The following is a 26,384-nucleotide window of genomic DNA, read 5'->3' as shown; positions in this document are numbered from 1 at the left end:
AAAGTTACTCAGATGAAGATTCGGTTTCTGAATTTTCCTTCCCTTTATTAAGAATACTCGGGAATAATATTGGCGCTAAACTTTTAACAGGCTCATACAAGATGGACTCTTCTAAATCTTTGTCATCTGCAAATGGGATGGTATTATTCATATTGTCAAAAACAATTAATAACACACTCAATATTAATCCAATTTTCAAAGCGCCAAAAACGCCGCCAAGTAGTTTGTTTAAAATGCCAAGCGCAGCAAAGTCGGCGAGTTTGGTCAAGGCCTTCCCAGCTAAAGCAATCACCACAACAATAATGACGAAAGTAATCGCAAAGGCAACAATATTAACGTATTTTTCATCCCACTCCACTTTACTCACTAAAAAATCTGCAGCAAAATTACTAAAGTGAATAGCACCATAAACACCTGCAACTAGAGCTAATAGTGATGCCACTTCAACAAACAAACCTTTTATAAATCCTCTTATAAGTCCAAAAAGCAGAAGTGCTGCTAAGATTATATCAATCAATGCCATAAAGAATGCGTTTTAACAAACCTACATAATTTTTATGATTTTAATTTAATAACGCAGAAACACAGCTTATAGTTTACTAAATTTGTTGGCTAATATTATTGCAGTAAAAATATGGCAAGAGACGAAGTATTAAAACAACGCTGGGAACAGATAGTTGAGAAGCTTTCTGCAAGATTTGCAGATGGTGATTCTCTTGATTTGGATGCCATCATTTATTTAATAGGTGTTCAGGAATTAGGGCAATTAGATAGAAAATTCAAAAAGGATCATAAGCTTGATTTAATGCATATTGCTATTTGTAAGCTACTTTCACCATATGGCTATTACGAATTTGATTTCGTTGATGAAGATGGTTGGCCACATTATAAGATAAAAGAGGAACTTCCACCTTTAAAGGCTGGTGAGCAAAGCATCTTAATGAAAGATGCAATTGTCAGTTATTTTTTAGAAACTAAGTTTATCGAGTAATTGTGAATTGGTATAGTGTCCTTTCACATAGATGTTTCTAACCCCTTAACACCTTTAGTTAAAATCATTAAAGTGCTATAATTTACTTAAACACTCCATTTATTTTATGACTTGATGAATACAAATATTTTGGTAGTTGTATCCAAACATTAAGGTTTTAAAAGCTTCAACAAAACCTCTATCCTTAATGCATTTCTCAATAAAATTCATAAATTTGCGGTTCATTTTGAAGGTATCATGATAGACAAGATTAAAGAACTCATAGAAGAAGCAGAGGCATTTACAACCCAGTCTAAAGAAGAGGTTGAGGCATTTCGTATTAAATATTTAGGGTCTAAAGGGCTTTTAAAGCAGTATTTTTCAGAGTTTAAAAATGTGGCTAATGAACAAAAGAAAGAGTTCGGACAAACCATCAATAAGCTCAAGCAAACGGCCGAAGATAAAGTCAACGCCTTGAAAGAAGAGCTGGAAAGTCATGAAGACACTAAAGGAATCTATGGTGATTTATCGCGTCCTGGTGAGCCTATTGAGATTGGTGCGCGGCATCCGATTTCCATCGTTAAAAATCAAATCATTGATATCTTCTCTCGCATTGGATTTAATGTAAGTGAAGGTCCAGAAATTGAAGATGATTGGCATAATTTTACGGCATTAAATTTACCAGAATACCATCCAGCACGGGATATGCAGGACACCTTCTTTATTCAAACCGATCCAGATATTTTACTACGCACACACACGAGTTCGGTTCAAGTGCGATATATGGAGAATAATAAACCACCTATCCGAACCATTTCTCCTGGTCGTGTGTTCCGTAATGAAGCCATTTCAGCACGGTCACATTGTTTCTTTCATCAGGTAGAAGGTCTGTATATTGATAAGGATGTAAGTTTTGCCGATTTAAAACAAACTTTACAATATTTTACTACTGAAATGTTCGGAAAGTCGAAGATTCGTTTGCGACCGTCTTACTTCCCATTTACTGAACCTAGTGCTGAGGTCGATGTGTATTGGGGCTTAGAAACTGAAACCGATTATAAAATGACCAAAGGAACTGGTTGGTTAGAAATTATGGGTTGCGGTATGGTTGATCCAAACGTTTTAGAAAATTGTGGTATTGATTCAAGTGAATATTCCGGATTCGCCTTTGGAATGGGAATTGATCGTATTTCATTATTGCTTCATCAAATTAGTGATATTCGTTTACTAAGTGAAAACGATGTACGTTTCTTAGAACAATTTAAAAGCGCACTTTAATCAGTGAAAAAGGATATTCAAATTCCAGAAGTTAAAGATGTCTTTGTAGTTGTTGTTCAAGAGCAACATCCTGAATACAAGACCGTTGATTGGAATGCCTATATTATTAATAACAAAGATGTAGATCTCGATACAGTGCTAATCGTCTCAAAAGGGTATTCTCAAGATAAAGTCACGCCAGTCATGCGCCACACAATAAAGTTTTTGCCGGCAAGAAGTTACGCTAAAATTGAGTTCATGCAAGAACGCCTATTGGCTATTAATAATGAGTTTAAAGTCACGTTTTTTGAAGGTAATCAAATGTTTGATAAAACATATGTATTCAGAAAAAACACCATAAACACCCAAGCTTTACAAACAATACCTTTGATGCAATTAAAGGGTGTATTGGTGAAATAACTAATCTAACTTATCGGTTAGTTTTTTAAATACTTTTTTAGGATTTTTGTTCTCGTACAAAATTTCATAAACTGCGCTTATGATTGGCAATTGTGTTTTCTTTTTGTTTTTGAGATTAAGTTCGTGTGCACTTTTTGTAGCATAATAGCCTTCGGCAACCATACTCATTTCCATTTGTGCAGATTTGACCGTGTAGCCTTTTCCAATCATGTTTCCAAACATACGATTACGAGAAAATGTTGAATAACCAGTAACCAATAAATCGCCTAAATATGCAGAGTTGTTAATATTTCGTTTCATCTTGTGCATCTTTTTAATAAAACGCTTCATTTCACGAATGGCATTACTCATGAGTACACTTTGAAAATTATCTCCATAACCCAAACCGTGAGCAATTCCAGCAGCAATAGCATAAATATTTTTAAGCATGACGGCATATTCAGTTCCTATAATATCATCACTAATTTTAGTTTTGATATAATCACTTGATAAAACATCTGCAATGGCTTGAGCTTTTTCGGCATCAGCACAAGAAATGGTTAAATAGGATAAACGTTCAAGTGCCACTTCTTCAGCATGGCAGGGTCCTGCAATAACAGCAATGTTTTCAAATGGGATATTATAAATATCGTGAAAATGCTCGCCAACCAATAATCCAGATTGTGGCATAATGCCTTTAACGGCAGAGACTATTGTTTTTTGAGAAATATCTATAGTTAGTTTTTCTAATTCAGAATGCATAAAAGCGGAAGGAATTGCAAAAATCAAGACATCAGCCCATTCAGCAATTTCATTAATATCATTACTTAATTTGAGTTGTTCAGTTTTAAACTCAACAGAGCTTAAATAGCTCGGATTGTGTTGTTCTTTAAGGATATGCTCTTTGGTATAAACACTTCGCATATACCAACCGATCTGATCTAAGTTTTCAGAAAGCATTTTCACAATGGCAGTTGCCCAACTTCCAGCACCAAATACTGCATATTTTATTGGTTGACTCATAGTATAGAGGATTAAAAAATCTCAATCAAAAATAAGGAATAATCCCCGTTTTTTATAGCATCTCTTGAATAGACTTGTATTTTGGCACGCGTTTTGAAACTTCTAAAATAGAAATCAGAAAACGGAAGATTATGAAAACGATTAAATTACTCTTAGGATTTGCTCTAACAGCAACTTTATTTACCTCTTGTTATCGAGAAGAAGTAATTATCAATGACTTTAATAATCAGCCTGGTATCACTTTGAACCAGTTGTTGAGTTCATATGAGTTATGGTATGTAGACATCAACCAAACCATAGGCCCTGGCGAAACTCCGTTTTTACAAATTGCATTTACCGTGTCTTTTAGAAATGGTGTCCTTTATGCTAACAACAACTTGGTTGGTTTTGGTAGTCAAGGCAATGGTTATGGTATTGATGTGGGTACTTATGATGCTTATAACATGATTTTAGACGTCAATCATGATATTGATGGCTATGAAACCTTTGACGTTTATCAAATTGATAATAATACCATTGAATTATATAATCCATTTAACGACACGTCATATTTCTTAAATGGTTTCCAGAGAAGTACGTTTGATTATGACTTTGTGTTTTATGACAATATTCATTATTTCTTACAAGAATATGAAGCTTGGGAAAAGACCTTTACAAGTGAAATGGGTGTATTAAATGAATTTGACAACGAGAACTACTTACAATTCTTGGCTGGAGGTAATGACTCGGTCTTTAGAAGCTCTCAGGATGTCAATATCTCAGATCCAGCGAATATATATTGGGATTATACAGGCGTTTATGGCGTAGGTGATATTAATACTAATATGTATCTAAAAACATTAACACTAGATTATGATTTCTTTGACAATGAATTCTTTGAGTTGAGCGTTATAAATGATCAAAGGATAGAATTATACCACCCTTCTTCAGAAACCGTTTATGAATTCACAGGCCGTGGATATATTCAATTCTTGAGACAAACCGATGCGCAAGGCAAGCGTATTGAGGGTAATAAAGAACTTAAAAAGCGTAAGCAAAAAACGCTTAGAGAGGATAACCCTAGAGACAATACAAGGAGCTAAATTTTGGTTGGTTATTTAGTTTCCAGAAACGTCCATCACATTCATATGTGTTGGGCGTTTTTCTTTTACTATAGGAATGTGACTTTAAGGAGATAAGTGGTGTCTAAACTATAAATTTGGATTTAGAATTGATCTAAAATCGAATTTTGAGATTAGATACTAATATGATAAGGGTATTATGGGATTGTTTACATTTATAAATGATGCGGGTGCAAAAGTCTTTGGTATCGGAAAAACGCTAGTAACAAAAACTTTAGATGTTAGGGCTAAGGAGAAAGTTGCCACAGAGTCTGAATTAGACCGCAGAGAAGAGGCTGCTGCACGAAATTTAGAAGAAACGATAAGCGATTTACGATTACAAGTTGAGAATCTTCATGTTTTTATTGATTTAAATATTGCACTAGTTTCTGGGAAAGCATATGATCAGTCAACACGAGAAAAAGTAGTTTTAGTGATAGGTAATACAGCAGGAATAGCTCTGGTTGACGATCAAATGAGTGTTGAGCATGTTGAGCCAGAAGCCCAATTCCATACGGTAGAACGCGGTGATACCTTGGGTAAAATTGCTAAACACTATTACGGGAATGCGATGAAATATGCGGAGATTTTTGAAGCCAACCAACCCATGCTTACCGATCCTGATAAAATTTATCCTGGGAAAGTACTACGGATTCCAAACTTGAATTGAACTTTAATAATATGAAATAAAAAAAGCGCAGCATAATGTTGCGCTTTTCTTGGTTTATGTTTTTTCTATTTCAAGATGTCCATCAATGCCTGAACATCATATGGTTTTGATAAAATGGTCTTGTCTTTATCTAGCAGAAAAAAAGATGGTGTTGATGATATGCCATATGCATTAGATGTTGGGTTGTCCCACTTTCCTAATCCCAACACATGAATGAAATCAGGATAATCTGCAATAAAATTTTGCCAGTTTTTAGGGTCTTCATCTTCCATCCCAAATGCAATCACTTGGATATCTTTTTTATCTTCAAGAAAGGCTTTTACTTTTGGCAACTCATCTAGGCAATGGCCACATGTACTACTCCAAAAGATGACCAAGTATTGGTTTGCGATATCTAGATCGTGTAAGTTGGTGCTTATGGTTTTTCCATTTGTCGTGAAGGTCAAATCGAAGTTAGCAGCCTTATTGCCAACGGTATTGTTTTTGAAGACTATTAGTTGCTCTTTTAAAGCTTCATATCCCGTTTGTTTAGTCAATTCTAATAGGTATTGGTCGGTAATATAATTTGCGATTTCTGCATTGTCTATCTCTTTAAATCGTTGCCAAATCATTTCAAACAAAATAGTTTTGATATGAATATTTCCTTCACCCATAGTGGTCATCAAATGATCTATATCAGTTTTATAAACCGTATTACTGGTATTTGCAGACATGCCGAAGATATATGCTAAGACGCGCTCCACTAGAAAATCGGAGCTCTGTAATAAGGTATTACTAAAATCAACATGCTTTAAATACGTTTGTTTTAGGTGCTTTGAGTAGGTAGATAAATCTTCATAGGTTTTAGGAATATAAGGCGTATTAGCCTCTACAAAACTCGAGGTTATCATGCCTTTAGAATTTTCTTCATAGGCTTTTTGCGTATCACTCATAGTTTTTATAATTTCCATAAATGCTTGCTGATCGTTACTTTGTTGTGTATAAAAATTACTGAGGGTCATATTTACCATGGCCATACTTTTAATATAAGAGGCCCACAGTTTATTCTCGTTACTATTTGTGAATTCTAATCCGTTTTCTATGCTAAAGTTAAAATCAATCGATTCTTTTCCGTTATAAATAAAATCAAAGTTGTTTTCTTCTGCAGGTAGGGCATAAACAATTTTGTATATACCTGGATTCTTCGTTGAATCAAGTTTAATACTAAAGCGTCCTTCCTGGGAAAGCTCGGCTCTGTCAATATATTCGGCTCCTGTTGGAGTTGCATGATATAAAAAAGCATAGGTGAAATCTTCTGCAGGAGTAAACCCACCACTTATAACGTGTTGTGCATTTAAAAGTGATGGTATGAATGCTAATAATAATAGAAATTTTCTCATAAGAATGTAATTATTTCAACACAGTTTCAATGTCAATTATCAAGCCAAATATCTGAAATTTATTCTTTTGTTGTTCGCTTCGAACGTATACTTTCAATAATAACAGTGGATATGATAAAGGTACCACCTATAAAGGTATTCCATGTTGGAATTTCGTTCAAAAATAAAAAGGCGATTATAATTCCAAAAAGTGGCTGCGTACTTGCAATGATGCTGGCAGTACTAACTTTAAAATATTTCAAACTATGAATGAACATGGTATGACCAATAGCCGTTGTTACTAAAGCTAATAAAATTACATATGGATATTGGGTTTCAATAGCAGATGTATCCAGTATAAATAACAGAGGAACTAATACCGCAGATAATAGTAATACTTGATAAAACATGAGCATACTGCCGTTGTACACTGAAACGTGCTGTTTCAACATTAGGGTTCTAATGGCATAACAAAATGCTGATAAGAGCCCGAATAAAATACCTTGAAGTTGTGAACTTTTTAAGTCAAATTCTGGAGCTAAAAAGAATATTCCGATTAAGACTAAAACACCAAGTATGATATGAGCTGGGTCAAACTTGACTTTCGAAAATACAGGTTCTAATATGGCTGTCATGAGAGGAAAGGTGAATAGAGATAGCATTCCAATAGCAACGTTAGAGAGTTTCAACGCAAAAAAGTAGGTGACCCAATGTGCGCCCAAGAAAATAGCTGCAATAAGGAAGGTAAGCATGTCTTTCCGTGAATTGATCTTTAGGTTAATCTTTTGGTGCTTGCAAAACAGGAATAGAAATAATGCTGCCAAACCGCATCGCCACCATACAATAACAGGAATTGGCATGGCAATATATTTTCCTAACGCACCAGAGGTGCTAATAAATACGGTTGCCAGTGTTAGCCAAAAGACATGTTGGAGATGCCCGTCTTTCATATGTCTTGAAGTCGATTAAGCGCTTTTTTAACAGATTTGATTTGTTCAAAAGTTAAGAGGAGCCGTAAACCATTTCGCGTTTGTTTTTCTTTCATCTTACAATCTTTTGGTCGTGTTTGCATATACTGTAACACCTTTGTGAAATTAGCACTCTGATAAAACGGACTTTGTTGATCATTGATAAAATAACCTACAAATCGACCTTTTTTCATAATAATCTTCTCGAGACCTATTTTAGTGGCAATCCATTTGATACGAACGCTATTTAGTAAGTCAATTACTTGTACAGGTAATTCTCCAAAGCGATCAATGATTTCGGTCTCAAAAGTTTTTAATTCTTCTTCGGTTTTGAGTGTATTTAGCTTTGTATACAGATTAAGGCGTTCTGTAATATTATTCACGTAATCATCAGGGAATAAGAGCTCAAAGTCGGTATCAATGGTAATGTCTTTGACATAGTTTTTCTCTTTTCCATCGTCTTGATACAAGTCTTTGAATTCATTTTCTTTGAGTTCTTCAATGGCTTCGTTGAGGATTTTTTGATAGGTATCAAAACCAATATCATTTATAAATCCACTTTGCTCACCACCCAATAAATCTCCAGCACCACGAATTTCGAGATCTTTCATCGCGATATTGAAACCACTTCCTAATTCGGTGAACTGTTCTAGCGCTGTGATACGCTTACGAGCATCGTTCGTCATTGCAGAATATTCAGGAGTAATGAAATAGCAAAAGGCCTTTTTATTACTTCTTCCTACTCGTCCTCGCATTTGGTGGAGATCGCTCAAACCAAAGTTATTCGCATTATTGATAAAAATGGTATTGGCATTTGGCACGTCTAATCCACTTTCAACGATGGTTGTACTCACCAAAACATCAAAGGATCCATTCATAAAAGCTAACATTAAATGCTCTAGTTTTTTGCCGTCAAGCTGTCCGTGACCAATACCAATTTTAGCATCAGGAACCAAACGCTGAATCATACCTGCCACCTCCTTGATATTTTCAATACGATTGTGAATAAAGAATATTTGTCCGCCACGTTGAATTTCATAAGTGATGGCGTCTCTTATAGTTTCTTCATTAAATCGAATGACATGACTCTCTATAGGAAATCGGTTAGGAGGCGCCGTCGTAATGACCGATAAATCTCTTGCTGCCATTAAGCTAAATTGCAGCGTTCGTGGTATAGGTGTTGCAGTAAGTGTCAGGACATCAACATTTTCTTTGAGTGTTTTTAGTTTCTCTTTAACTGCTACGCCAAATTTTTGTTCTTCATCAACAATGAGTAAACCAAGGTCATTAAATTTTACATTTTTGTTAACCAATTGATGTGTACCAATAATGATATCTACATGACCTTTTTCAAGTTTCTCTAGGGTTTCACGTTTTTCTTTGGCTGTTCGGAAGCGGTTGAGGTAATCTACGGTTACTGGAAAATCTTTAAGGCGCTCAGTAAAGGTTTTATGGTGCTGATAAGCTAAAATTGTGGTAGGCACTAAAATAGCGACTTGTTTACCGTTGTCAACGGCTTTAAAGGCAGCTCGAATAGCGACTTCAGTTTTACCAAAACCTACGTCACCACAAACCAGACGATCCATTGGGCGTTCACTTTCCATATCGGCTTTAATGTCTGCCGTAGAGCTGGTTTGATCGGGTGTATCCTCATAAACAAAAGATGCTTCTAGTTCATGTTGCAAATAGCTATCAGGTTTGTATTGATAGCCTTTTTCAAGTTTTCGTTTGGCATAGATTTTTATAAGGTTAAAAGCAATTTCCTTAACACGAGATTTTGTTTTTTGCTTAAGTGTTTTCCAAGCTTTGCTACCGAGTTTATAGACTTTTGGTGGTTTTCCATCTTTGCCATTGAACTTGGTAATCTTATGAAGTGAGTGTATGCTCAAGTATAAAATATCACGTTCGCCATATACTAACTTGATGGCTTCTTGCTTTTTGCCTTCTACATCAATTTTTTGCAGACCGCCAAACTTTCCAATTCCATGATCAATATGTGTTACATAATCTCCAATATCAAGATTGGTCAATTCTTTAAGCGTGATGGCTTGTTTCTTAGCATAACCATTTTTAAGATGGAATTTATGATAACGTTCAAAGATTTGATGATCTGTATAGCAAGTAATCTTTTGGTCATGATCTACAAAACCTTGATGTAAGGAAAGCACAATGGTTTGATAATGTACGTCTTCTGCTACATCCTCGAAAATATCGTGAAAACGTTTGGCTTGTTGTTCGCTAACACATGCGATGTAATTGGTGTAACCTTTTTTATGATTGGTATTAAGGTCTTCAATTAATAAGTTGAACTGTTTATTAAATGAAGGCTGAGGTATTGTATTGAATTGAAAAGTCTCTTTAGAAAACAAATTTGAAGTGCCAAATTCAACCAAACTGAAATCTAGTAATTGTTGTTTTAGCAGTTTGGAGTTGCAGAATAATTCTTCAGGTTCTGAATGTTTTAATTCAGAGGATAAAGTCTTAAAGGCCTCTTCAGCCTTTAAGAAGTTGTCATCAATTCTTGAAAATAATAAGTCCGAATTTTTAGTAAAGACCACTGTTTTTTGAGCAATATATTTTAGAAAACTCTGCCTGTTTTCTTCTAGAAATTTATTCGCTACATTCGGGATAATACTTATTTTTTTGATTTGTTCTGTTGAGAGCTGCGTCTCTACATCAAAGGTTCGAATACTATCCACATCATCCCCAAAAAACTCAATGCGATAGGGTTCATCATGTGAAAATGAAAACACATCGACAATTCCACCGCGGACTGAGAATTCTCCGGGTTCGGTCACGAAATCAACACGTTTAAACTGGTACTCAAATAGAATTTCGTTCACAAAATCGATAGAGAGTTTATCACTAACCCCTATTTTCAGGGTATTCTTCTCTAATTCGCGACGCGTCACAACTTTTTCAAAAAGGGCATCGGGATAAGTGACAATAAGCGCTGGTTTTTTTCGAGAATTAATACGGTTTAAGACCTCTGATCTAAGTAAGACATTGGCATTGTCTGTTTCTTCAATTTGATAAGGTCTGCGGTAACTTCCTGGATAAAATAGTACATCCTTGTCGTTCAGAAGTATTTCCAAATCATTTAGGTGAAAGGCTGCTTCCTCTTTGTCATTAAAAATGAGTAAAAACGGTAACTCTGTTTGTTTAAATGTTTCACTAATAACGAGTGACAGGGAAGAGCCAACAAGACCTTTAATATGTATTTTTGCTCCAGAATAGGCAATAGCATTTCGCAGATTTTGCTTCTGCAAAGCCTGTGCATATGATTGCGAGAGAACGGATTTACTCAAGACATTTTATTTTGTGCAAATATAAAATTTTTGTGCCATAGCATATTGTTAAAATGTATTAATAAAACTATCTTTGTGGTACTAAAAAAACAAAACACATGTCATTTTCAGAATTATTCGAAAGCGGATTTAAAAAGCGTAATGAAGACCATTTTGCAGCTATCGTGAGAGTTGCGATGAGTGATGGAATTATCAATGACTCGGAAAAAGCATTTTTAGATCGTTTAGCGACACGTTTAGATATCACAGAGAGCGATTATAAACAGATTTTAAAAGATTATAGAAGTCATCCAATCAATCCACCATTATCTTACGATCATCGTTTAGAGCGCTTGTATGATTTAGCGCGTATGGTATGGGCCGATCACATAGAGGGACCAAACCAAGTAAGCCTATTAGAAAAACTATGTATTGGTTTAGGGTTCAATCCGGAGAATGTTAAATATATTACAGATAAAGCACTAACCTTAGTGCATTATGAATTAGATTTAGATGAGTTTACTGAGCGTATGAAAAACATGAATCAGTAGTTTGCAAATTCAAAACTCTTAAAAAAGCGATAATTTATTAATTTGTCGCTTTTTTTTGTGCGTTTAACATAAATTCTTCAGCTTTCTCAACCATGTTTTTACTTCCGCAAATAAAAGGAACACGCTGGTGTAGTTCGGTAGGTTTGATATCCATAATTTTAGTGAAACCATCACTTGCTTTACCATTAGCTTGTTCAGCGATAAAAGCCATTGGATTGCATTCATAAAGCAAACGTAACTTACCGTTAGAGTTTAGTGAACTTTTTGGATACATATAAATACCACCCTTAATCATATTTCTATGAAAATCAGAAACTAAAGAACCAATATAACGACTTGTATATGGTCGATCTCCTTCTTCCATTTGACAGTATTTGATATAATCTTTTATACCTTGTGGGAAGTGGATATAATTCCCTTCATTCACAGAATATATTTTACCGTTTTTTGGAAACTCCATATTTGGATGTGATAAATAAAATGTTCCAATTGCTGGGTTTAGCGTAAAACCGTTTACACCATCTCCAGTGGTGTATACAAGCATTGTTGATGTTCCGTAAATAATGTAACCTGCTGCGACTTGTTGGTTTCCTTTTTGGAGGAAATCTTGAATGGTTACAGGAGTACCTACAGGAGTAACGCGCCTGTATATTGAGAAAATAGTACCTACAGAAACATTAACATCAATATTTGAGGATCCATCTAAAGGATCAATTAAGACAACGTATTTATTTTGATGATTCTCATCTTGACTATTGATAGAAATAAAATCGTCTTCCTCTTCACTAGCAATGCCACAAACAATATTTCGCTTGGTCATGGTTTGAATGAACTTGTCATTAGCGTAAACATCCAATTTTTGCTGATCTTCACCTTGAATATTGATATCTCCAGCAACTCCAATGATATCAACTAAACCTGCTTTATTAACTTCATGATTAACAACTTTTGCAGCTAATCGAATGGAGTTTATGAGACGTGATAACTCGCCAGAAGTGTATTTAAAAGAAGATTGATTTTCAATGATGAATTCACCAAGAGTTTGATTCTTTTGAGACATGAAGTTGGGTTGTTTTTGCAAATATCTCATTTTTTTAATCAACTACAACGTTTTCGGAAAATTATTATATGATAAAAATTTGAAGTTTTAAACTATCTTTGAACTAAAGAAATTCTATGACATTTTCTATCAGACAAGCGACTAAAAATGACATGTCCAAAGTATTAGACCTTATTTATGAGCTCGCTATTTTTGAAAAAGAACCAGATGCTGTGAAAGTAACGGTTGACGATTTGGTAACCCATGGTTTTGGAGATCATCCTAAATTTCAATGTTTTGTTGCTGAACACGATGGAATTATACAAGGGATGGCTTTAGTTTACGAACGTTTTTCTACTTGGAAGGGTCCTGTGCTCCACCTTGAAGACTTAGTGGTTACGCAAACTATGAGAGGTGCGGGATTAGGAACTGCACTCTTGGATCACGTTGTAAAATATGGTCATAGTCGAGGCGTTAAACGCATTGGATGGGAAGTATTAGATTGGAATGAGTTAGCAATTCGATTTTACGAAAAAAAAGGAGCAATTGTGAAGCGAGATTGGGATCTTGTTCAACTTAATGAACAAGAAATAGAAACATATATAGCAAATATATAGTATGCAAATATTCAAATTTGGAGGTGCTTCGGTAAAAAATGCTGAAGGAGTCAAAAACTTGGCATCAGTCCTACAACAAGTCGGATACACTAATACACTTGTTGTGGTTTCAGCAATGGGAAAAACCACAAATGCACTTGAACTCGTCATCAAAAACTACTTTGATAATAAAGCCGAACTCCAAAGCTCAATTCAAGAGGTTAAAAAATATCACAATGAAATTTTATTAGACCTTTTTGAGAACACACAACATGCAATATTTAAAAAAGTTGCATCCTTCTTTGAAGACTTAGACCATTTTTTAAGACGAAATAAATCTCCTGATTATAATTTTGTTTATGATCAAGTCATTGGTTATGGCGAGTTGACATCTACCACTATCATTAGCGCTTACCTAAATGATATTGGTATTAAAAATAATTGGTTAGATGTTAGGGAGTTCATTAAAACAGATGATTATTACCGACGAGCTAATGTCAATTGGGAGCAAACGCAAACAAATATAAAGGAGTGTTTTGACACTAAAATACTTAATATCACACAGGGGTTTTTGGGAAGTAATTCCAATAATTTTACCACAACTTTAGGCAGGGAAGGAAGTGATTATACTGCAGCCATTTTTGGGTATTGTTTAAATGCGGAAAGCGTTACAATTTGGAAGGATGTACCAGGGATTTTGAATGCCGATCCTCGTTATTTTGAAAACGCGCAACTGCTTCATAGTATCTCGTATAGAGAAGCTATAGAATTGGCCTTTTATGGAGCTTCAGTGATACACCCCAAGACACTACAGCCGCTGCAACAAAAAGAAATACCTCTTTTTGTAAAATCGTTTTTAAACCCTAAAAATGAGGGTACAATGGTAGGTAAAGGGGTAGGGTTAGATCCAGATATTCCTTGTTTTATCGTAAAGAAGAATCAGGTATTAATCTCATTATCATCATTAGATTTTAGTTATATCGTAGAGGAAAACATTAGTCAGATCTTTAAATTATTGCATTTGTATAAAATGAAAGTTGACGTGATACAAAATTCTGCCATTAGTTTTTCGGTTTGTTTTGAAAACTCATATAGTAACCTTGAACGTTTACTTCAGCATTTAAAGGCAAAATTTAAAGTAACATGTTATGAAAACGTGAATCTGTATACTATAAGACACTATAACGAACAAGCTGTTTCTTCGTTAGAAACGGGTAAAGAATTGCTTTTAAAACAGTTAACACAGGAAACCATACAGATAGTAACTAAATAGTTTATTTAGTACATTTACAGTCATGACCAAACAACAAGATACAGGATTAGTTAACGCAAAAGAAGTTTCTAAAGCAATTAAAGCTGATAAATACGGTTTTTTAGGCACCTTTATTGGATGGTTGTTAATGAAGGTGTTAAAGATATCAACGCTTAATAAAGTCTATAAGCGCAATAAGCATTTGAGTGATGGAGAGTTTTTAAATGGGATTTTAGATGATTTTCAAATAAAATTTGAAATTCCAGAAGAAGATTTAAAGCGCTTGCCTAAAGAAGGTCCTTATATTACAGTATCTAATCATCCACTTGGAGGTATTGATGGGATATTGCTATTAAAGCTCATGATTGAGCAACGCCAAGACTTTAAAATTATTGCTAATTTTCTACTGCATAGAATAGAGCCCTTGAAGCCATATATTATGCCTGTAAACCCTTTTGAAGACCGAAAGGATGTCAAATCAAGTGTGACAGGATTTAAAAATGCCATATTACATTTGAGAGATGGTCATCCTTTGGGGATTTTTCCGGCGGGAGAGGTTTCTACCTATAGAGATGGAAAGCTGGTAGTTGATAAACCATGGGAGGAAGCTGCTATGAAACTAATTAAGAAGGCCGAAGTACCAGTCGTCCCTATTTATTTCCATGCTAAAAATAGCAAGCTTTTTTATAAACTTTCGAAGATTAGTGATACGTTTAGAACTGCTAAGTTACCTTCGGAATTATTAACACAAAAAAACCGAATAATTAAGGTGAGAATAGGGAAGCCTATTTCAGTAAATGATCAGAAAGAGCAAACAACAATTGCTGATTTTTCTGAATTTCTTAGACGAAAAACCTACATGTTATCTAATGCTTTCGATACTAAACCTAAGATCTTAGATAATATTTCAAATACTTTAAAGCCTCCAGCTAAACCTCCAAAACGGATTGTAGGTTCAGTAAGTTCTGAAAAGATGGCCTCAGAGGTTGAAGCTTTACGCTCTGGTGATTTCAGGCTGCTTGTTAGTAAAAACTATGAAGTATATTTAACGTCAGCAGAACTCATACCAAATATTCTTCATGAAATTGGGCGATTGCGGGAAATTACATTTAGAGCAATAGGAGAAGGGACAAACGAAGCCATAGATTTAGATAGTTTTGACACTTATTATCACCATATGTTTTTATGGGATACAGAGACTAAACAATTGGCTGGCGCCTACAGAATGGGATTAGGCTCAAAGATTTATGCCCGTTACGGAATAGATGGGTTTTATCTTCAAGATCTGTTTAGGTTTGAACCTGAATTGTATAAAATGATGAGCGAATCTATAGAAATGGGAAGAGCGTTTATTATTAAGGAATACCAGCAAAAACCAATGCCTTTATTTTTACTCTGGAAAGGTATCGTACATACCACATTACGATATCCAGAACACAAATACCTTATAGGCGGTGTGAGTATTAGTAATCAGTTTTCAAATTTCTCAAAGTCATTAATGATAGAGTTTATGAAATCACATTACTACGATCCTTATGTCGCTCAGTATGTGCATCCCAAAAAAGAGTTTAAGGTCATATTAAAAGATGCCGATAAAGATTTTGTGTTTGATGCGACAGAAGCGGATTTGAATAAATTTGATAAAATCATTGATGAGATAGAACCTGGAGCATTGCGTTTACCCGTATTACTAAAAAAGTATATCAAACAAAATGCAAAGCTTGTGGCGTTTAATGTTGATCCTTTATTCAATAATTCAGTTGATGGTTTGATGTATATTAAAATAGCCGATCTTCCTGAAAGCACAGTAAAACCTGTAATGGAGGAGTTTCAAGCAGAGTTGGAACGAAAATTCTCAAATAATAATGAAGCATAGTATAGTTGTCTTTATTAGTTTTCTGTTTTCAGCCTATTCATTTTCTCAAAGTATTAAAGGCATCGTGCTGGATGTAAAAACCAATTTACCTATTGAAACAGTTGCGGTCTATTTTGATAATACGACAATAGGGACAACAACTAATGAAAAAGGCGAATTTGAAATTGACAAAAGAGAAGGCGTCAACTCACCTTTAATCATTTCTTTTTTAGGTTATGAAAAAGTGTTCTTAACGAACTATAATTCAAAAACATTCTATAAAGTTTTATTAGTCCCTACTACTAGTCAGTTAGATGAAGTCGTTATTACATCTTATGATGGGATGTCAAAAGCTTTAAAGCTGAAATATTTTAAGGAACAATTTTTAGGACAATCTGAGAATGGAGCATCTTGTACCATTTTGAATGAGGATGATCTTATTCTTAGATTTAATAAATCTACTAAACAGTTGGTTGCGTCTTCTACCAAACCCATTAGTATTAAAAATGAAAATCTTCAATATCAAATTCAGTTTGAAATAAAAGACTTTGTAATAGATTTCAGATATGTGAATATTAAAAAGGAAATCTATAGAATTGAATCTGTCATTTATACTGGTACAACCTTTTTTAAGGACTTGCTGAAAAATAAAGAAACATCTCATGTACAAAGGGACAGCACCTATAAAGGTTCTGTTTTACATTTTATGAGAGCGCTATCAAATAGTCGTCTGGAAGATGAAGGCTATCAAGTTTTTACTAATGGGTTTAAGGTTGATGCTTCAAAATATATTTCAGTGAGAGCTCTTGAAGACACTGTTAAGTTTGCTGTCAAATTAAGGCTGCCATTAAGTGTTGTTTATAATAGAGATTATCAATCAGGCCTGAGGAAATCTATAAAACACTCAAGTGGTGATAAGGATAAACAAACACAGAAATCATATTATAATACGATTATAACTATAGATCAATATGGAAATTATAGCCCTATTGGTGCATTCTATTTCGTAGGATACATGTCTAATTTAAGAATTGGCGACATGCTTCCTTTAGATTTTGCCATAGACATTTAAAAGTAGATTTCAACACAATCCTTGAAGAAGGCTCTAATCTCATTGCGAGCTTTTTAAAAACACCTCATACTTTTCCTTAGGAAAAATGGTGAAGCTAGTCATAAGGCATCTGCCTTCGCCAAGAATTTCAAGAATATATGACAGGTATGCTAATTAACAACAGTTGCCAGTTGGAGAGCAGCAAGGTTCATCTTGGGTTTCTTGTTCCATTGCTGGTTCAGCGATGCCACAAGTATCTTTTGCTTTGCAATCGGTTTTTTCTATTCCTAGTTGTATGATTAGTTTTCCGTCATCTATTTTAGATTGATTTACAAACAATTGAGCAGTATGAAATGAACTATTACTGTATTCAAATTTCACTTCCGCATTGAGAATATAGGGTTTCATTTGACCTACTTTCTTTAGAATACCTAAAGCTTTAAGTACAGACATATGTTTACTATTTTCAATGTCATTGGGGCTTTCCCAGAGTTGAATGATGGTTTCTTTCCAAGAGTCTGTTTGAGCGCCACAATCTACAGAATCAATAGTTATGTGTTTAACTTCAGTAATGTGATAGTTGGTTCCAACAAAGCAATTTGGAGCGTACTCAAATAGTAAAGCCTTGTCTTTATGTTGTTCTAGTAATGAGAATAAGTCTTGTGTTTTCATTTTATATGAGTTTTATTAGGATGATTTGATACTTTTAATGTTAGCAGCAGTTGGATTTAGTATTGTTTAAGAAAGAGTTCAGTAAAAGTTGAATCTCACTAAATCGTTCAACATTTATACAGTAACATTTTTTCTTACCTTCAAAAGTTCCTTTTAATAATCCACTATCACCAATGACCGATAAATGTTGAGAGATTGTAGCTTGAGACAAGCCTATTTCATCGACTAAATCATTGCAGATACAACCGTCTTGCTCGCTAATGTATTTTAAAATAGCCAAACGCGCAGGATGAGCAAATACTTTTGCAAGCATTGCAATTTCATTGATATTATCTGGAAAAATAAATTGCTTTGTAACTCCCATAAGAATTGGTTTGTCTACAAATGTATTGATTATTATCGTAATATTGCAATATTACGATAATAATAACAATTTAAAAGCCAGATTGATAAACCTGGCATTTATATTATAACGTTTTAAACCACTCTTGGAATTGTTTACCAAGTAGAAATGATGGTTGCATTTTCCCGCCTAAAGCACTTACTAAACTCATAATCCAAGCTACAAAAATAACAACGCCTAGTATCCAACCTAAAAACGGTATGATTACCAGTAGACTTAATAATAAAAACCCTAGATATTGTCGAATATAAAAAGAGCCAAATTCAGTTTTATTATTATTGTTCATTACCAATGCAATTACCCATCCAATTAGCGTTAGATGCGCAATAACTGCTACATTTTTTCCGTCACTAAAAACTTCTTTGGCGTCATCAGCAAACTCTTTTGCAGAAGCTTTTGCCTCTTTTGAAAATTCTGAAGCTTTCTCCTTAGCTTCTCCTGCGAATTCCTTGGCCTCATCGGCAAACTCACTAGCTTTTTCACTTACTTTATCGGCAGCTTTTTTTGCGCCTTCTTTGGCATCACCTAACATTTCGTTAAGGTCATCGCTTAAACTTTTACTATCATCAGACATATCAATTAGTTTTATTATATTATAAAGTTACTAAAAATCAAGCAATTACATTTATTGTTTTCGCTCATTATAGGTGTTTACTTAATGAGTAGCGATATTGCTCACTTTGTTACAACATTAGAGAAAGGCTTTGTCTACGGGCTCCCAAAGTTCAATTTTATTGCCCTCATTATCTAAGATCCAACCAAACTTACCATATTCATATTCTTGCATTTCGCCTACTATAGTGACACCTTCTGCCTCTAAAGTCACTAATAGTTCCTTTAAATTTTCAACACGATAATTGAACATAAATCCTTTTTTAGAAGGGTCAAAGTATTTAGTGTCATCTTTAAAAGGACTCCATTGTGTTGAGCAATCTTTACCATCTTTGTCTTTCCACCAAAAGGTACAACCGTAATCATCGGTATTGAATCCTAAATGATTTTTGTACCAATCTTTTGATGCTTTTGGATCTTTTGTTTTAAAAAATAATCCACCAATACCTGTGACTCGTTTTTTCATTTTTTCTTAATATTAGTTTCGTAGATATCTATCCACTCTTCGGAAGTCATTTTTCTGGTAAGCTCAGCGATAAGATCAAAAGGAATCTCATCCAAGCGTTTAAAACGCACACAACTTTTGCCCATATCTAATTTTCGTTTACATTGTTTCGCGTACTCACTTACGAACCAATCATGAAGTTCTTGTTTCGCATATATGCCGCTATGATATAAGTTGACTGAATTTTTTTGAGAAGCAAAACTCATAAAAGGCAAAGGTGTTTTTGGATCACAGTGATAACCATCTGGATATACTGAATGCGGTACATAATAGCCAATCATTCCATATTGAATACCTTCCTGAAAACCGGATGGGAGATTGTCATTGATAACCTTGCGTAATTTTTTGAGCGTATCTTGTCGCTCTGCTGGAACCTGACTAATATAGTCGTCAGCTGAAGTTGCTTTGTATTGCATATCGATTGCATTTAGTTACTCTAAAGATAACAAAATTCTATTTTTATTTTATCGACAATGGTTTGTGCTAATTTTTCTTTGCTTTCAACGGTCCATCCAGCGACATGTGGGGTTAAAATCACATTTTCTGCGGACATAAGAGACTCCAATACTTCGGGCATTTTAGATGAAAATAAGTTTTCAAAAGATGATTTTTCATATTCTAAAACATCTAAACCAGCACCTAATATTTTACCAGATTTTAATGCAGAAACTAAATCTTGGGTTACTACACTTTTACCACGAGCGGTATTAATGAGCCAAAACGACTTTTTAAAAGCATTGATAAAATTGGAGTCAACTATATTAATTGTGAGCGGTGTTTCAGGAGTATGTAGGCTCAATACATCTGCTTTTTCTTGAAGTTCTTCTAACGATACTTGAATGGCATTTGCATCGCCTACTTTGGGTTTGATATCATAACAAAGCACATTTACATCAAAACCGCGAAGTTTCTTAGCAAAGGCTTTTCCCATATTTCCGTAGCCAATAAGACCCACAGTTTTGCCGTCAAGTTCTATTCCACGATTTGCTTCTCGCAGCCATTGACCTTCCCGTACTTCTTTATCGGCTTTATTCAATTTATTAAAAAGCGATAATAGCATTGCCAAACTATGTTCTCCAACGGCATTGCGATTTCCTTCAGGAGCTGCAATTAATTTGATTCCTTTTTGTTGGGCATAATCGCAATCTATGTTTTCTAATCCTGCGCCAACGCGTCCAATAAATTTTAAGTTGGTGGCCGCATCTAGGAATTGTTTGTCGATATTAAAACGACTGCGAATGATACAACCATGATATTGATGAATATCTTGCTCAATCACTTCTTTAGAAGCGGTGTAATTTTCATCATTGGTAAACCCTAAGCCATTAAGTTGCTGAATAAGTAACGGATGATTTGTGTCTAAGTGGAGAATTTTCAAATTTCAGGATATTCAGTTTGTGTGCGTTCGTGTTCTACATTTCCTGTGTGTTCAGTGTCCAGTTTTTCAAATAATAAAAGATGTACTTCCTCATCATTTTTTGTGCATGGATTATGTTCGACACCCTTGGGAACTACAATAATTTCCCCTTCTTTAACAACTTCTGTACGGTCTCGAAACTGCATGTATAACGTGCCTTTAAGGACTTGAAACAGTTCGTCTTCATTGTCATGACTATGCCATACAAACTCGCCTTTAATTTTGGCTAAAATGACCTGCATGTTATCAACTAGGGCAATGCGATGCGGATGCCACGTTTTGGTAAACAGGAGATGTTTTTCTTTAATATTTATGGGTTTCATCTTAAAACGACTTTTTCGTGTTTAAAGTTACAAAGTTTTGCGTTAGTGACTGCAGAGGAAATACTTTTGCTTTTACAAAAGATTGAAACGAAAAGCACGGTGCTACGAAGCCTCGGCGAAGTAGTAAACGCCTAAATTAAAAACCAATAATTAATCCCGAAAGCACAAAAAATAAGTAAATGCCAAGAATATCATTACTAGTTGTAATAAATGGACCTGTGGCGATGGCTGGATCAATACCTCTTTTATCTAAAATTATTGGGACGAAGGTACCTACTAAAGCGGCAACGATTATGACGCTCATCATGGACACTGCGATAGCAAGACTTTCGGTAGCATCTTGACCAATCGCGAAACCAAATAAAATAACGAGTAGTGCTAATGCAAATCCATTAATAAGACTAAGGCCGACTTCTTTAATCAATCGACTTATAAGGCTTCCTTTTACATTATCATTAGCGAGACCTTGAACGATAATCGCACTGGATTGAACTCCTACGTTTCCTGCCATTGCGGCAATAAGGGGTGTGTAAAAGAACAATGATGGTACGGTCTCCATGATGTTTTCATAACCTTTCATGATAAACACAGAACCTAAACCACCAAAAAGCCCTAAAACGAGCCATGGCAAACGTGCTTTAGTTAATTCCCAAACGGTATCGTCAGCCTCGACATCTTTTGTAATACCTGCTGCCAATTGGTAATCTTTATCAGCTTCTTCTTTTAAAACATCTAAGATATCATCAATGGTAATTCTACCTAATAAAGTTTGATTGTCATCTACAACTGGAATAGCTTCTAAATCGTATTTGGACATGACCCTAGCCACATCTTCTACATCGTCATGTACATTAACCCAATCAACCGTGTCTTTAGAAATGTCTGAGATTTTTTGTTCACTTTTGGCGACGATTAAATCTTTAAGAGACAAGCGCCCAATGAGTTTATCTTCTTTATCAACAACATATATCGAATGTACTCTGGTCACTTCTTTTGCTTGTCCTCTAATGCGACGTAAGCATCCAGCAACGGTCCATGTTTCATATACTTTAACCAGTTCTTTTGCCATAAGACCACCAGCAGTATCTTCATCATATGCCAAAAGCTCGGTAATCTCTTCTCGGTGTTCGTCATCTTCAATTCTTGAGATAACTTCTGCCTGACGTGCTTCAGGTAGTTCGGCAATCATATCTGCCGCATCATCGGTATCTAATTCTTCAATTTCTTCAGCAATTTCCTTGGCTGAAAGATTTTTAAGGACTTTTTCTCTAGTGTCCTCATCGAGTTCCATCAGAATATCTGATGTGGTTTCAGAATCGAGCAATTTAATCACATAAACCGAATCTTCAAGATCTAATTCGTCAAGAATTTCGGCAATATCAGCATGGTGATATTCATTTAAAAGCAATCTTAATTCTTTGTCTTCGGAATTGGAAACAAGAAATTCTACTTTCTCAATGAGTTCATCGGTAAGCTCAAATTGGTTATTTTCTTTTTCTTCTACCATGAGATTTTATGCGTCTTGATACAATTTTAAAGATTTTAAAATCAAAAAATCACTTGAAATGATGTTCTAAGTTTGGTCGTTTTCAATCAGAAGTGTTAATTCTAAAAATGATTCGACACTCAATTGTTCCGGACGTTTGTCAAATATAACATTTGCTTTTAAATTATCTGAAAGATTAAAAGTTTTTAAGCTGTTACGTAACGTTTTTCTGCGCTGTTGGAAGGCTGTTTTTACCACTCTAAAAAATAGTTGTTCATCACAAGAAAGTGTGAAGTTGTCTTTCCTTTTTAGGCGTAATACCCCTGAATCTACTTTTGGTGGTGGATTAAAAACATGAGGTGGTACTGTAAATAAATACTCTGCGTTGTAAAAGGCTTGGGTTAATACAGAAAGAATGCCGTAAACTTTACTGCCTTCTTTTGAGCAAATGCGTTGGGCCACTTCTTTTTGAAACATCCCTGAAAATTCAGGAATTTGATCACGCATGTCTATCGTTTTAAATACGATTTGTGTAGAAATATTATACGGGAAGTTTCCAATTATAGCGAAAGGGTCATCATTAAAAATTTCAGTTAAATCGAATTTCAAGAAGTCTTTTTCGTAAATGCGATCTGCTAAATTGAGGTAGTTCGCTTTTAAATAATCTACAGACTCTGAATCAATCTCAATGACATGGGTTTTAATAGGTTTTTTTAGTAAATATTTAGTCAAAACACCCATTCCTGGTCCAATTTCTAGGACGTGTTGATAGCCCTCTAAAGACAGTGAATCTGCAATATCTTTAGCTATAGATTCGTCGGTTAGGAAATGTTGTCCTAATTTTTTTTTTGCTTTTACTTGATGATGGTTTGCCACGTTATTTGAATTTTACGGTGTATTCATCTACGATTTCAAGTTCAGTTCTAAATGCTAACATTTTGTCTGCAAACTTTTTGAATCCCTCTAATCTTAGGCCTTCGGCATCTTCTTTATAATAGGTGTCTAATGCTTCTCTTGAATAGGAACGATACTGAATAGAATATGTTTGCCCTCCCATATCTTCTTCTACCAGCACCTGTGATAAGGTTGCTTTTTCAAATTTACCAGTTCCCAATACCTTTGGGATGTGTTCGGATTTCATCCATTCTAACCATTCATTGTGAACGGAGTCGTCTATATTTACTGTGACGTTATATATGATCATTGTATATGCTTTTGTAGTTTCTGCATGACGTGCAAAATGACAATTAATTATAAAATTTTTGCAAATAACAGAAGTTCTTCGTCGTCTTCAAAGGGTTTTACTCTTTTTTGGTAAGATAAGCCTAATTTTTCCAAAAGATGAATGGAGGCTTCGTTTTCTGGAAGCGTAATAGCACATATCGTATGTAATTTAAAGGTGTTTTTTGCAAGCGACATAAGTGCTGATACTCCTTCCAAACCAAAACCGTAACATTGATACTTAGGAAGTAACGAGAAACCAATGTCAACGTGTTCAAGTTGGTCTCGTTTGATCAATCCGAAAGAACCTATAGGTTTTAAATTTTCAGCTTTTAATAGAACCTTATAATAGCCAAACCCATTCCTTTTATAACTTTTGAGTTGGTTATTTTGAATATAGATTTCAGCTTGTTTGATAGTTCTTATATTGCGATCACCAATATAGTTAATCCAATCTGGTGAGTTCATTAGTTCTAAAATGAAAGGGGCATCTTCTATTGAGATTTTAGAGAGAATAAGACGTTCGGTTTCTGCGACAACCATGGTGCAATTTAGTTTATAACATCACCACGTAACATTCTAAAACGTTTTCTAGCTTCAATAAAATAGATACTATCTTCGTGATTAAAAAGAATATTTTCGTAGAGTTCTTTAGCTTTTTCTGGTTGCGACCGCTGATATTGATAGAGTTCTGCCAAGTAAAATAAGGCGTCATCAGCGAGAATTTGATCTCTATAATTTGCAATAATATACTCGTAACTCGCTATTGCTTTATCTATTTGTTTGGTTTTTTCAAATAGTTTCGCTTGCATAAATAAGGCTTGATCCTCAATGCTTTCTCCCTTATGCTCGGTTAAAATTTTATCTAAAAGGGTAATCGCCTCGTCGTTTTTATTTTGAAAGGACATCAAATCTGCTTTGGCATAGAGTTTTAATGCCGTGCGCAGTGAGTCTTCATCTTTATTGTCTGAAATGAGTAATTTTAAATCTAATGCATCATTAGCTATAAGCTGTGAGGTTGATGATTTTAAGATTTTTAACTGTGATTCGGCCCAGTCAAAATCCCCTTTGTAGTAACTTGTTTTTGCAACTTTAAAACGCGCGTCTTGAGATATGGTGCTGTTCTTTAAATTCATTTGAATTTGAGAATAGTAGATGAGTGCCTCGTTGAATCGTTCTTGAAAGACTAAAATGTCTCCTAAGCTTAGTTTTACTTTAGCTTCTTGGAAAGCAGAAAGTTTTAGCTTAAGACTCTCTTTTAAAAATGAACTGGCTAATTTCGGTTCATGTCTATTAAAGGCTAAAAAATTGCCATAAGCAATTTGTAATGCTATGGTTTGTTCAAATTTCCCATATTGCTTGAAAAGCGCATTGAATGTTTCATCAATGTCTACTAATTGCGTTTTATTGGCATTTTCAATCTCAATTTCTAACATATATTGGTGAGCTGTTAGCCGCGTTTCTATATCTTGAGAATTGTCGAGTATGAAGGTTAGAATTGAATTGGCGATGTCATATTCTTTTTCATTAATCGTTGTTAAAGCGAGATCGATAATACGACTTAAGCTTTCTTGGCTTCTGCGATATAGCGCTTTTTCCTGAATAAACGCTTTGTTGTATTCTTTTTGCTGAATGTATAGCCAGCTCAAGAGATCATACCAATAGGGATCAGGTTGTGCCTGAAGTTTTTTAAGTAGTAATTTCCGCAGTATTAAATTGTTGTCATTTTCCTTGTTTTCTGAAACGAAATCACTGAACGCGCGTTTGGCGTTACTTAGAAAGCTAGGTTTGGATTCAATATAATCTATGTAGTTTGAAAATAGCAATTCAATATTTCCTTGCTCACCATAAATACGAGCCATTTGCATATTGAAATTAAAGTCTGGATTCATCTCCATTCCTTTTTTATAAGTTTCCAAAGCTTGATCTAATAATGAATGATCCTCAAACTTTTTTGCAATACCATAAGTGTAACTCGGTTTAACTTCAACCTTTAGGATGGCTTCATTATAGTATTTGTTCGCTAAGTCTAAACTATCTTTTAATTGATAGTTATAACCCAATTCAACCAAAAGTGCAGGATAATTAATTTCTTTCATGCGCTGCAAAATGACCATTTGAGCTTCGTCATAACGTTCAAGTTGCTGAAGTGTTTCAATAATTTTATAGATGTATTTAGAACTCTTTTTCTTGTCATTAAGTTTTTTATAAGAAATCAATGCTTTCTCAAATTCTCCTCTCTTAAAATAATTATCCGCAAGTGGCTCACTTTGTGAGTACAGAAGGCCACAGCAAAAGAAGATTAGAATAATTATGAGTCGACGCATTTCCATTAGTTTATGTAAATATAACAAATGCAATTACGAGAT

General features: G+C 34.6%; 28 protein-coding genes. 10 read left to right on the top strand and 18 right to left on the bottom strand.

Going from position 1 to position 26,384, the window contains the following annotated elements:
* Positions 1 to 4: 4 nt before the first annotated feature.
* The gene (locus BLT57_RS01660) at positions 5 to 523 is read right to left on the bottom strand and encodes a CvpA family protein (protein WP_091421343.1); all 519 of its coding nucleotides are present in this window, start codon (positions 521 to 523) and stop codon (positions 5 to 7) included.
* 111 nt (positions 524 to 634) lie between these two features.
* Here BLT57_RS01660 and BLT57_RS14105 point away from each other — a divergent pair, with 111 nt between their 5' ends.
* The 3 genes from BLT57_RS14105 (at position 635) to BLT57_RS01645 (ending at position 2,647) form a co-directional block, all read left to right on the top strand.
* Entirely contained in the window at positions 635 to 991 is a 357-nt protein-coding gene (locus tag BLT57_RS14105) for a hypothetical protein (protein ID WP_091421340.1), read from the top strand.
* Between the two features lie 237 nt (positions 992 to 1,228).
* Positions 1,229 to 2,248 carry a phenylalanine--tRNA ligase subunit alpha gene (pheS, locus tag BLT57_RS01650; RefSeq protein ID WP_091421337.1) on the top strand — a complete coding sequence of 340 codons (1,020 nt, stop codon included), beginning with the start codon at positions 1,229 to 1,231 and terminating at the stop codon, positions 2,246 to 2,248.
* Positions 2,249 to 2,251: 3 nt separating this feature from the next.
* Positions 2,252 to 2,647, top strand: coding sequence for a hypothetical protein (locus BLT57_RS01645; protein WP_091421335.1), 396 nt, complete (start codon positions 2,252 to 2,254; stop codon positions 2,645 to 2,647).
* On the opposite strand, the gene BLT57_RS01640 is transcribed toward BLT57_RS01645, so the two are convergent.
* Positions 2,648 to 3,649 (bottom strand): NAD(P)H-dependent glycerol-3-phosphate dehydrogenase, encoded by a 1,002-nt coding sequence (locus tag BLT57_RS01640; RefSeq protein WP_091421334.1) that lies wholly within the window; start codon positions 3,647 to 3,649, stop codon positions 2,648 to 2,650.
* A gap of 131 nt (positions 3,650 to 3,780) precedes the next feature.
* Here BLT57_RS01640 and BLT57_RS01635 point away from each other — a divergent pair, with 131 nt between their 5' ends.
* Both BLT57_RS01635 and lysM read left to right on the top strand, forming a co-directional pair.
* Positions 3,781 to 4,731, top strand: a complete 951-nt coding sequence (locus BLT57_RS01635) for a nicotinic acid mononucleotide adenyltransferase (protein WP_091421330.1) — start codon at positions 3,781 to 3,783, stop codon at positions 4,729 to 4,731.
* A gap of 178 nt (positions 4,732 to 4,909) precedes the next feature.
* Positions 4,910 to 5,419, top strand: a complete 510-nt coding sequence (gene lysM, locus BLT57_RS01630) for a peptidoglycan-binding protein LysM (protein WP_091421328.1) — start codon at positions 4,910 to 4,912, stop codon at positions 5,417 to 5,419.
* Positions 5,420 to 5,484: 65 nt separating this feature from the next.
* On the opposite strand, the gene BLT57_RS01625 is transcribed toward lysM, so the two are convergent.
* The 3 genes from BLT57_RS01625 to mfd are packed head-to-tail and all read right to left on the bottom strand — an operon-like array spanning position 5,485 to position 11,053.
* The gene (locus BLT57_RS01625; RefSeq protein ID WP_091421327.1) at positions 5,485 to 6,798 is read right to left on the bottom strand and encodes a TlpA disulfide reductase family protein; all 1,314 of its coding nucleotides are present in this window, start codon (positions 6,796 to 6,798) and stop codon (positions 5,485 to 5,487) included.
* Positions 6,799 to 6,857: 59 nt separating this feature from the next.
* Entirely contained in the window at positions 6,858 to 7,727 is an 870-nt protein-coding gene (locus tag BLT57_RS01620) for a DMT family transporter (RefSeq protein ID WP_091421326.1), read from the bottom strand.
* Positions 7,724 to 11,053 carry a transcription-repair coupling factor gene (mfd, locus tag BLT57_RS01615; RefSeq protein WP_091421324.1) on the bottom strand — a complete coding sequence of 1,110 codons (3,330 nt, stop codon included), beginning with the start codon at positions 11,051 to 11,053 and terminating at the stop codon, positions 7,724 to 7,726. The genes BLT57_RS01620 and mfd overlap by 4 nt, the downstream gene beginning before the upstream one ends.
* 98 nt (positions 11,054 to 11,151) lie before the next feature.
* Between mfd and BLT57_RS01610 the strand changes: the two genes are divergently transcribed.
* Positions 11,152 to 11,583 carry a TerB family tellurite resistance protein gene (locus BLT57_RS01610; protein ID WP_091421318.1) on the top strand — a complete coding sequence of 144 codons (432 nt, stop codon included), beginning with the start codon at positions 11,152 to 11,154 and terminating at the stop codon, positions 11,581 to 11,583.
* 37 nt (positions 11,584 to 11,620) lie between these two features.
* On the opposite strand, the gene fbp is transcribed toward BLT57_RS01610, so the two are convergent.
* Entirely contained in the window at positions 11,621 to 12,643 is a 1,023-nt protein-coding gene (fbp, locus tag BLT57_RS01605; protein ID WP_091421316.1) for a class 1 fructose-bisphosphatase, read from the bottom strand.
* A 116-nt stretch (positions 12,644 to 12,759) separates the two neighbouring features.
* Between fbp and BLT57_RS01600 the strand changes: the two genes are divergently transcribed.
* The 4 genes from BLT57_RS01600 to BLT57_RS01585 are packed head-to-tail and all read left to right on the top strand — an operon-like array spanning position 12,760 to position 17,397.
* On the top strand, positions 12,760 to 13,239 hold the full coding sequence (locus tag BLT57_RS01600) for a GNAT family N-acetyltransferase (RefSeq protein WP_091421314.1): 480 nt from the start codon (positions 12,760 to 12,762) through the stop codon (positions 13,237 to 13,239).
* A gap of 1 nt (position 13,240) precedes the next feature.
* Positions 13,241 to 14,491 carry an aspartate kinase gene (locus tag BLT57_RS01595; protein ID WP_091421312.1) on the top strand — a complete coding sequence of 417 codons (1,251 nt, stop codon included), beginning with the start codon at positions 13,241 to 13,243 and terminating at the stop codon, positions 14,489 to 14,491.
* Positions 14,492 to 14,513: 22 nt separating this feature from the next.
* Positions 14,514 to 16,346, top strand: coding sequence for a lysophospholipid acyltransferase family protein (locus BLT57_RS01590; RefSeq protein WP_091421309.1), 1,833 nt, complete (start codon positions 14,514 to 14,516; stop codon positions 16,344 to 16,346).
* Positions 16,336 to 17,397, top strand: a complete 1,062-nt coding sequence (locus BLT57_RS01585) for a carboxypeptidase-like regulatory domain-containing protein (RefSeq protein WP_091421307.1) — start codon at positions 16,336 to 16,338, stop codon at positions 17,395 to 17,397. Before BLT57_RS01590 ends, BLT57_RS01585 begins: the two co-directional genes overlap by 11 nt.
* Before the next feature lie 153 nt (positions 17,398 to 17,550).
* Here BLT57_RS01585 and BLT57_RS01580 read toward each other — a convergent pair whose 3' ends face one another.
* From BLT57_RS01580 to BLT57_RS01525, 12 genes are all read right to left on the bottom strand, one after another.
* On the bottom strand, positions 17,551 to 18,048 hold the full coding sequence (locus tag BLT57_RS01580; protein ID WP_091421305.1) for a DUF6428 family protein: 498 nt from the start codon (positions 18,046 to 18,048) through the stop codon (positions 17,551 to 17,553).
* A 40-nt stretch (positions 18,049 to 18,088) separates the two neighbouring features.
* The gene (locus BLT57_RS01575; protein WP_091421303.1) at positions 18,089 to 18,412 is read right to left on the bottom strand and encodes a helix-turn-helix transcriptional regulator; all 324 of its coding nucleotides are present in this window, start codon (positions 18,410 to 18,412) and stop codon (positions 18,089 to 18,091) included.
* Positions 18,413 to 18,515: 103 nt separating this feature from the next.
* Positions 18,516 to 19,025, bottom strand: a complete 510-nt coding sequence (locus tag BLT57_RS01570; protein WP_091421301.1) for a YtxH domain-containing protein — start codon at positions 19,023 to 19,025, stop codon at positions 18,516 to 18,518.
* Positions 19,026 to 19,142: 117 nt separating this feature from the next.
* Complete coding sequence (locus BLT57_RS01565; RefSeq protein WP_091421299.1) at positions 19,143 to 19,529, bottom strand: VOC family protein; 387 nt, start codon at positions 19,527 to 19,529, stop codon at positions 19,143 to 19,145.
* The gene (locus BLT57_RS01560; RefSeq protein ID WP_091421297.1) at positions 19,526 to 19,984 is read right to left on the bottom strand and encodes a DUF1801 domain-containing protein; all 459 of its coding nucleotides are present in this window, start codon (positions 19,982 to 19,984) and stop codon (positions 19,526 to 19,528) included. Before BLT57_RS01560 ends, BLT57_RS01565 begins: the two co-directional genes overlap by 4 nt.
* 20 nt (positions 19,985 to 20,004) lie before the next feature.
* Positions 20,005 to 20,946, bottom strand: coding sequence for a 2-hydroxyacid dehydrogenase (locus BLT57_RS01555; protein ID WP_091421295.1), 942 nt, complete (start codon positions 20,944 to 20,946; stop codon positions 20,005 to 20,007).
* Positions 20,943 to 21,308 (bottom strand): cupin domain-containing protein, encoded by a 366-nt coding sequence (locus BLT57_RS01550; RefSeq protein ID WP_091421293.1) that lies wholly within the window; start codon positions 21,306 to 21,308, stop codon positions 20,943 to 20,945. The genes BLT57_RS01555 and BLT57_RS01550 overlap by 4 nt, the downstream gene beginning before the upstream one ends.
* Positions 21,309 to 21,444: 136 nt before the next feature.
* Complete coding sequence (gene mgtE / locus BLT57_RS01545) at positions 21,445 to 22,815, bottom strand: magnesium transporter (RefSeq protein WP_091421291.1); 1,371 nt, start codon at positions 22,813 to 22,815, stop codon at positions 21,445 to 21,447.
* A gap of 66 nt (positions 22,816 to 22,881) precedes the next feature.
* Positions 22,882 to 23,670 (bottom strand): 16S rRNA (adenine(1518)-N(6)/adenine(1519)-N(6))-dimethyltransferase RsmA, encoded by a 789-nt coding sequence (rsmA, locus tag BLT57_RS01540; protein ID WP_091421289.1) that lies wholly within the window; start codon positions 23,668 to 23,670, stop codon positions 22,882 to 22,884.
* A 1-nt stretch (position 23,671) separates the two neighbouring features.
* Positions 23,672 to 23,998 carry a DUF4286 family protein gene (locus tag BLT57_RS01535; protein ID WP_091421287.1) on the bottom strand — a complete coding sequence of 109 codons (327 nt, stop codon included), beginning with the start codon at positions 23,996 to 23,998 and terminating at the stop codon, positions 23,672 to 23,674.
* Positions 23,999 to 24,045: 47 nt separating this feature from the next.
* Positions 24,046 to 24,558 carry a GNAT family N-acetyltransferase gene (locus tag BLT57_RS01530; RefSeq protein WP_091421285.1) on the bottom strand — a complete coding sequence of 171 codons (513 nt, stop codon included), beginning with the start codon at positions 24,556 to 24,558 and terminating at the stop codon, positions 24,046 to 24,048.
* A gap of 8 nt (positions 24,559 to 24,566) precedes the next feature.
* Positions 24,567 to 26,342, bottom strand: a complete 1,776-nt coding sequence (locus BLT57_RS01525) for a tetratricopeptide repeat protein (protein WP_091426601.1) — start codon at positions 26,340 to 26,342, stop codon at positions 24,567 to 24,569.
* Positions 26,343 to 26,384 lie beyond the last annotated feature (42 nt).

This window comes from Formosa sp. Hel1_31_208, assembly GCF_900104785.1.
GTDB lineage: Bacteria > Bacteroidota > Bacteroidia > Flavobacteriales > Flavobacteriaceae > Psychroserpens.
This window is presented reverse-complemented; position numbering and strand designations above follow the sequence as displayed.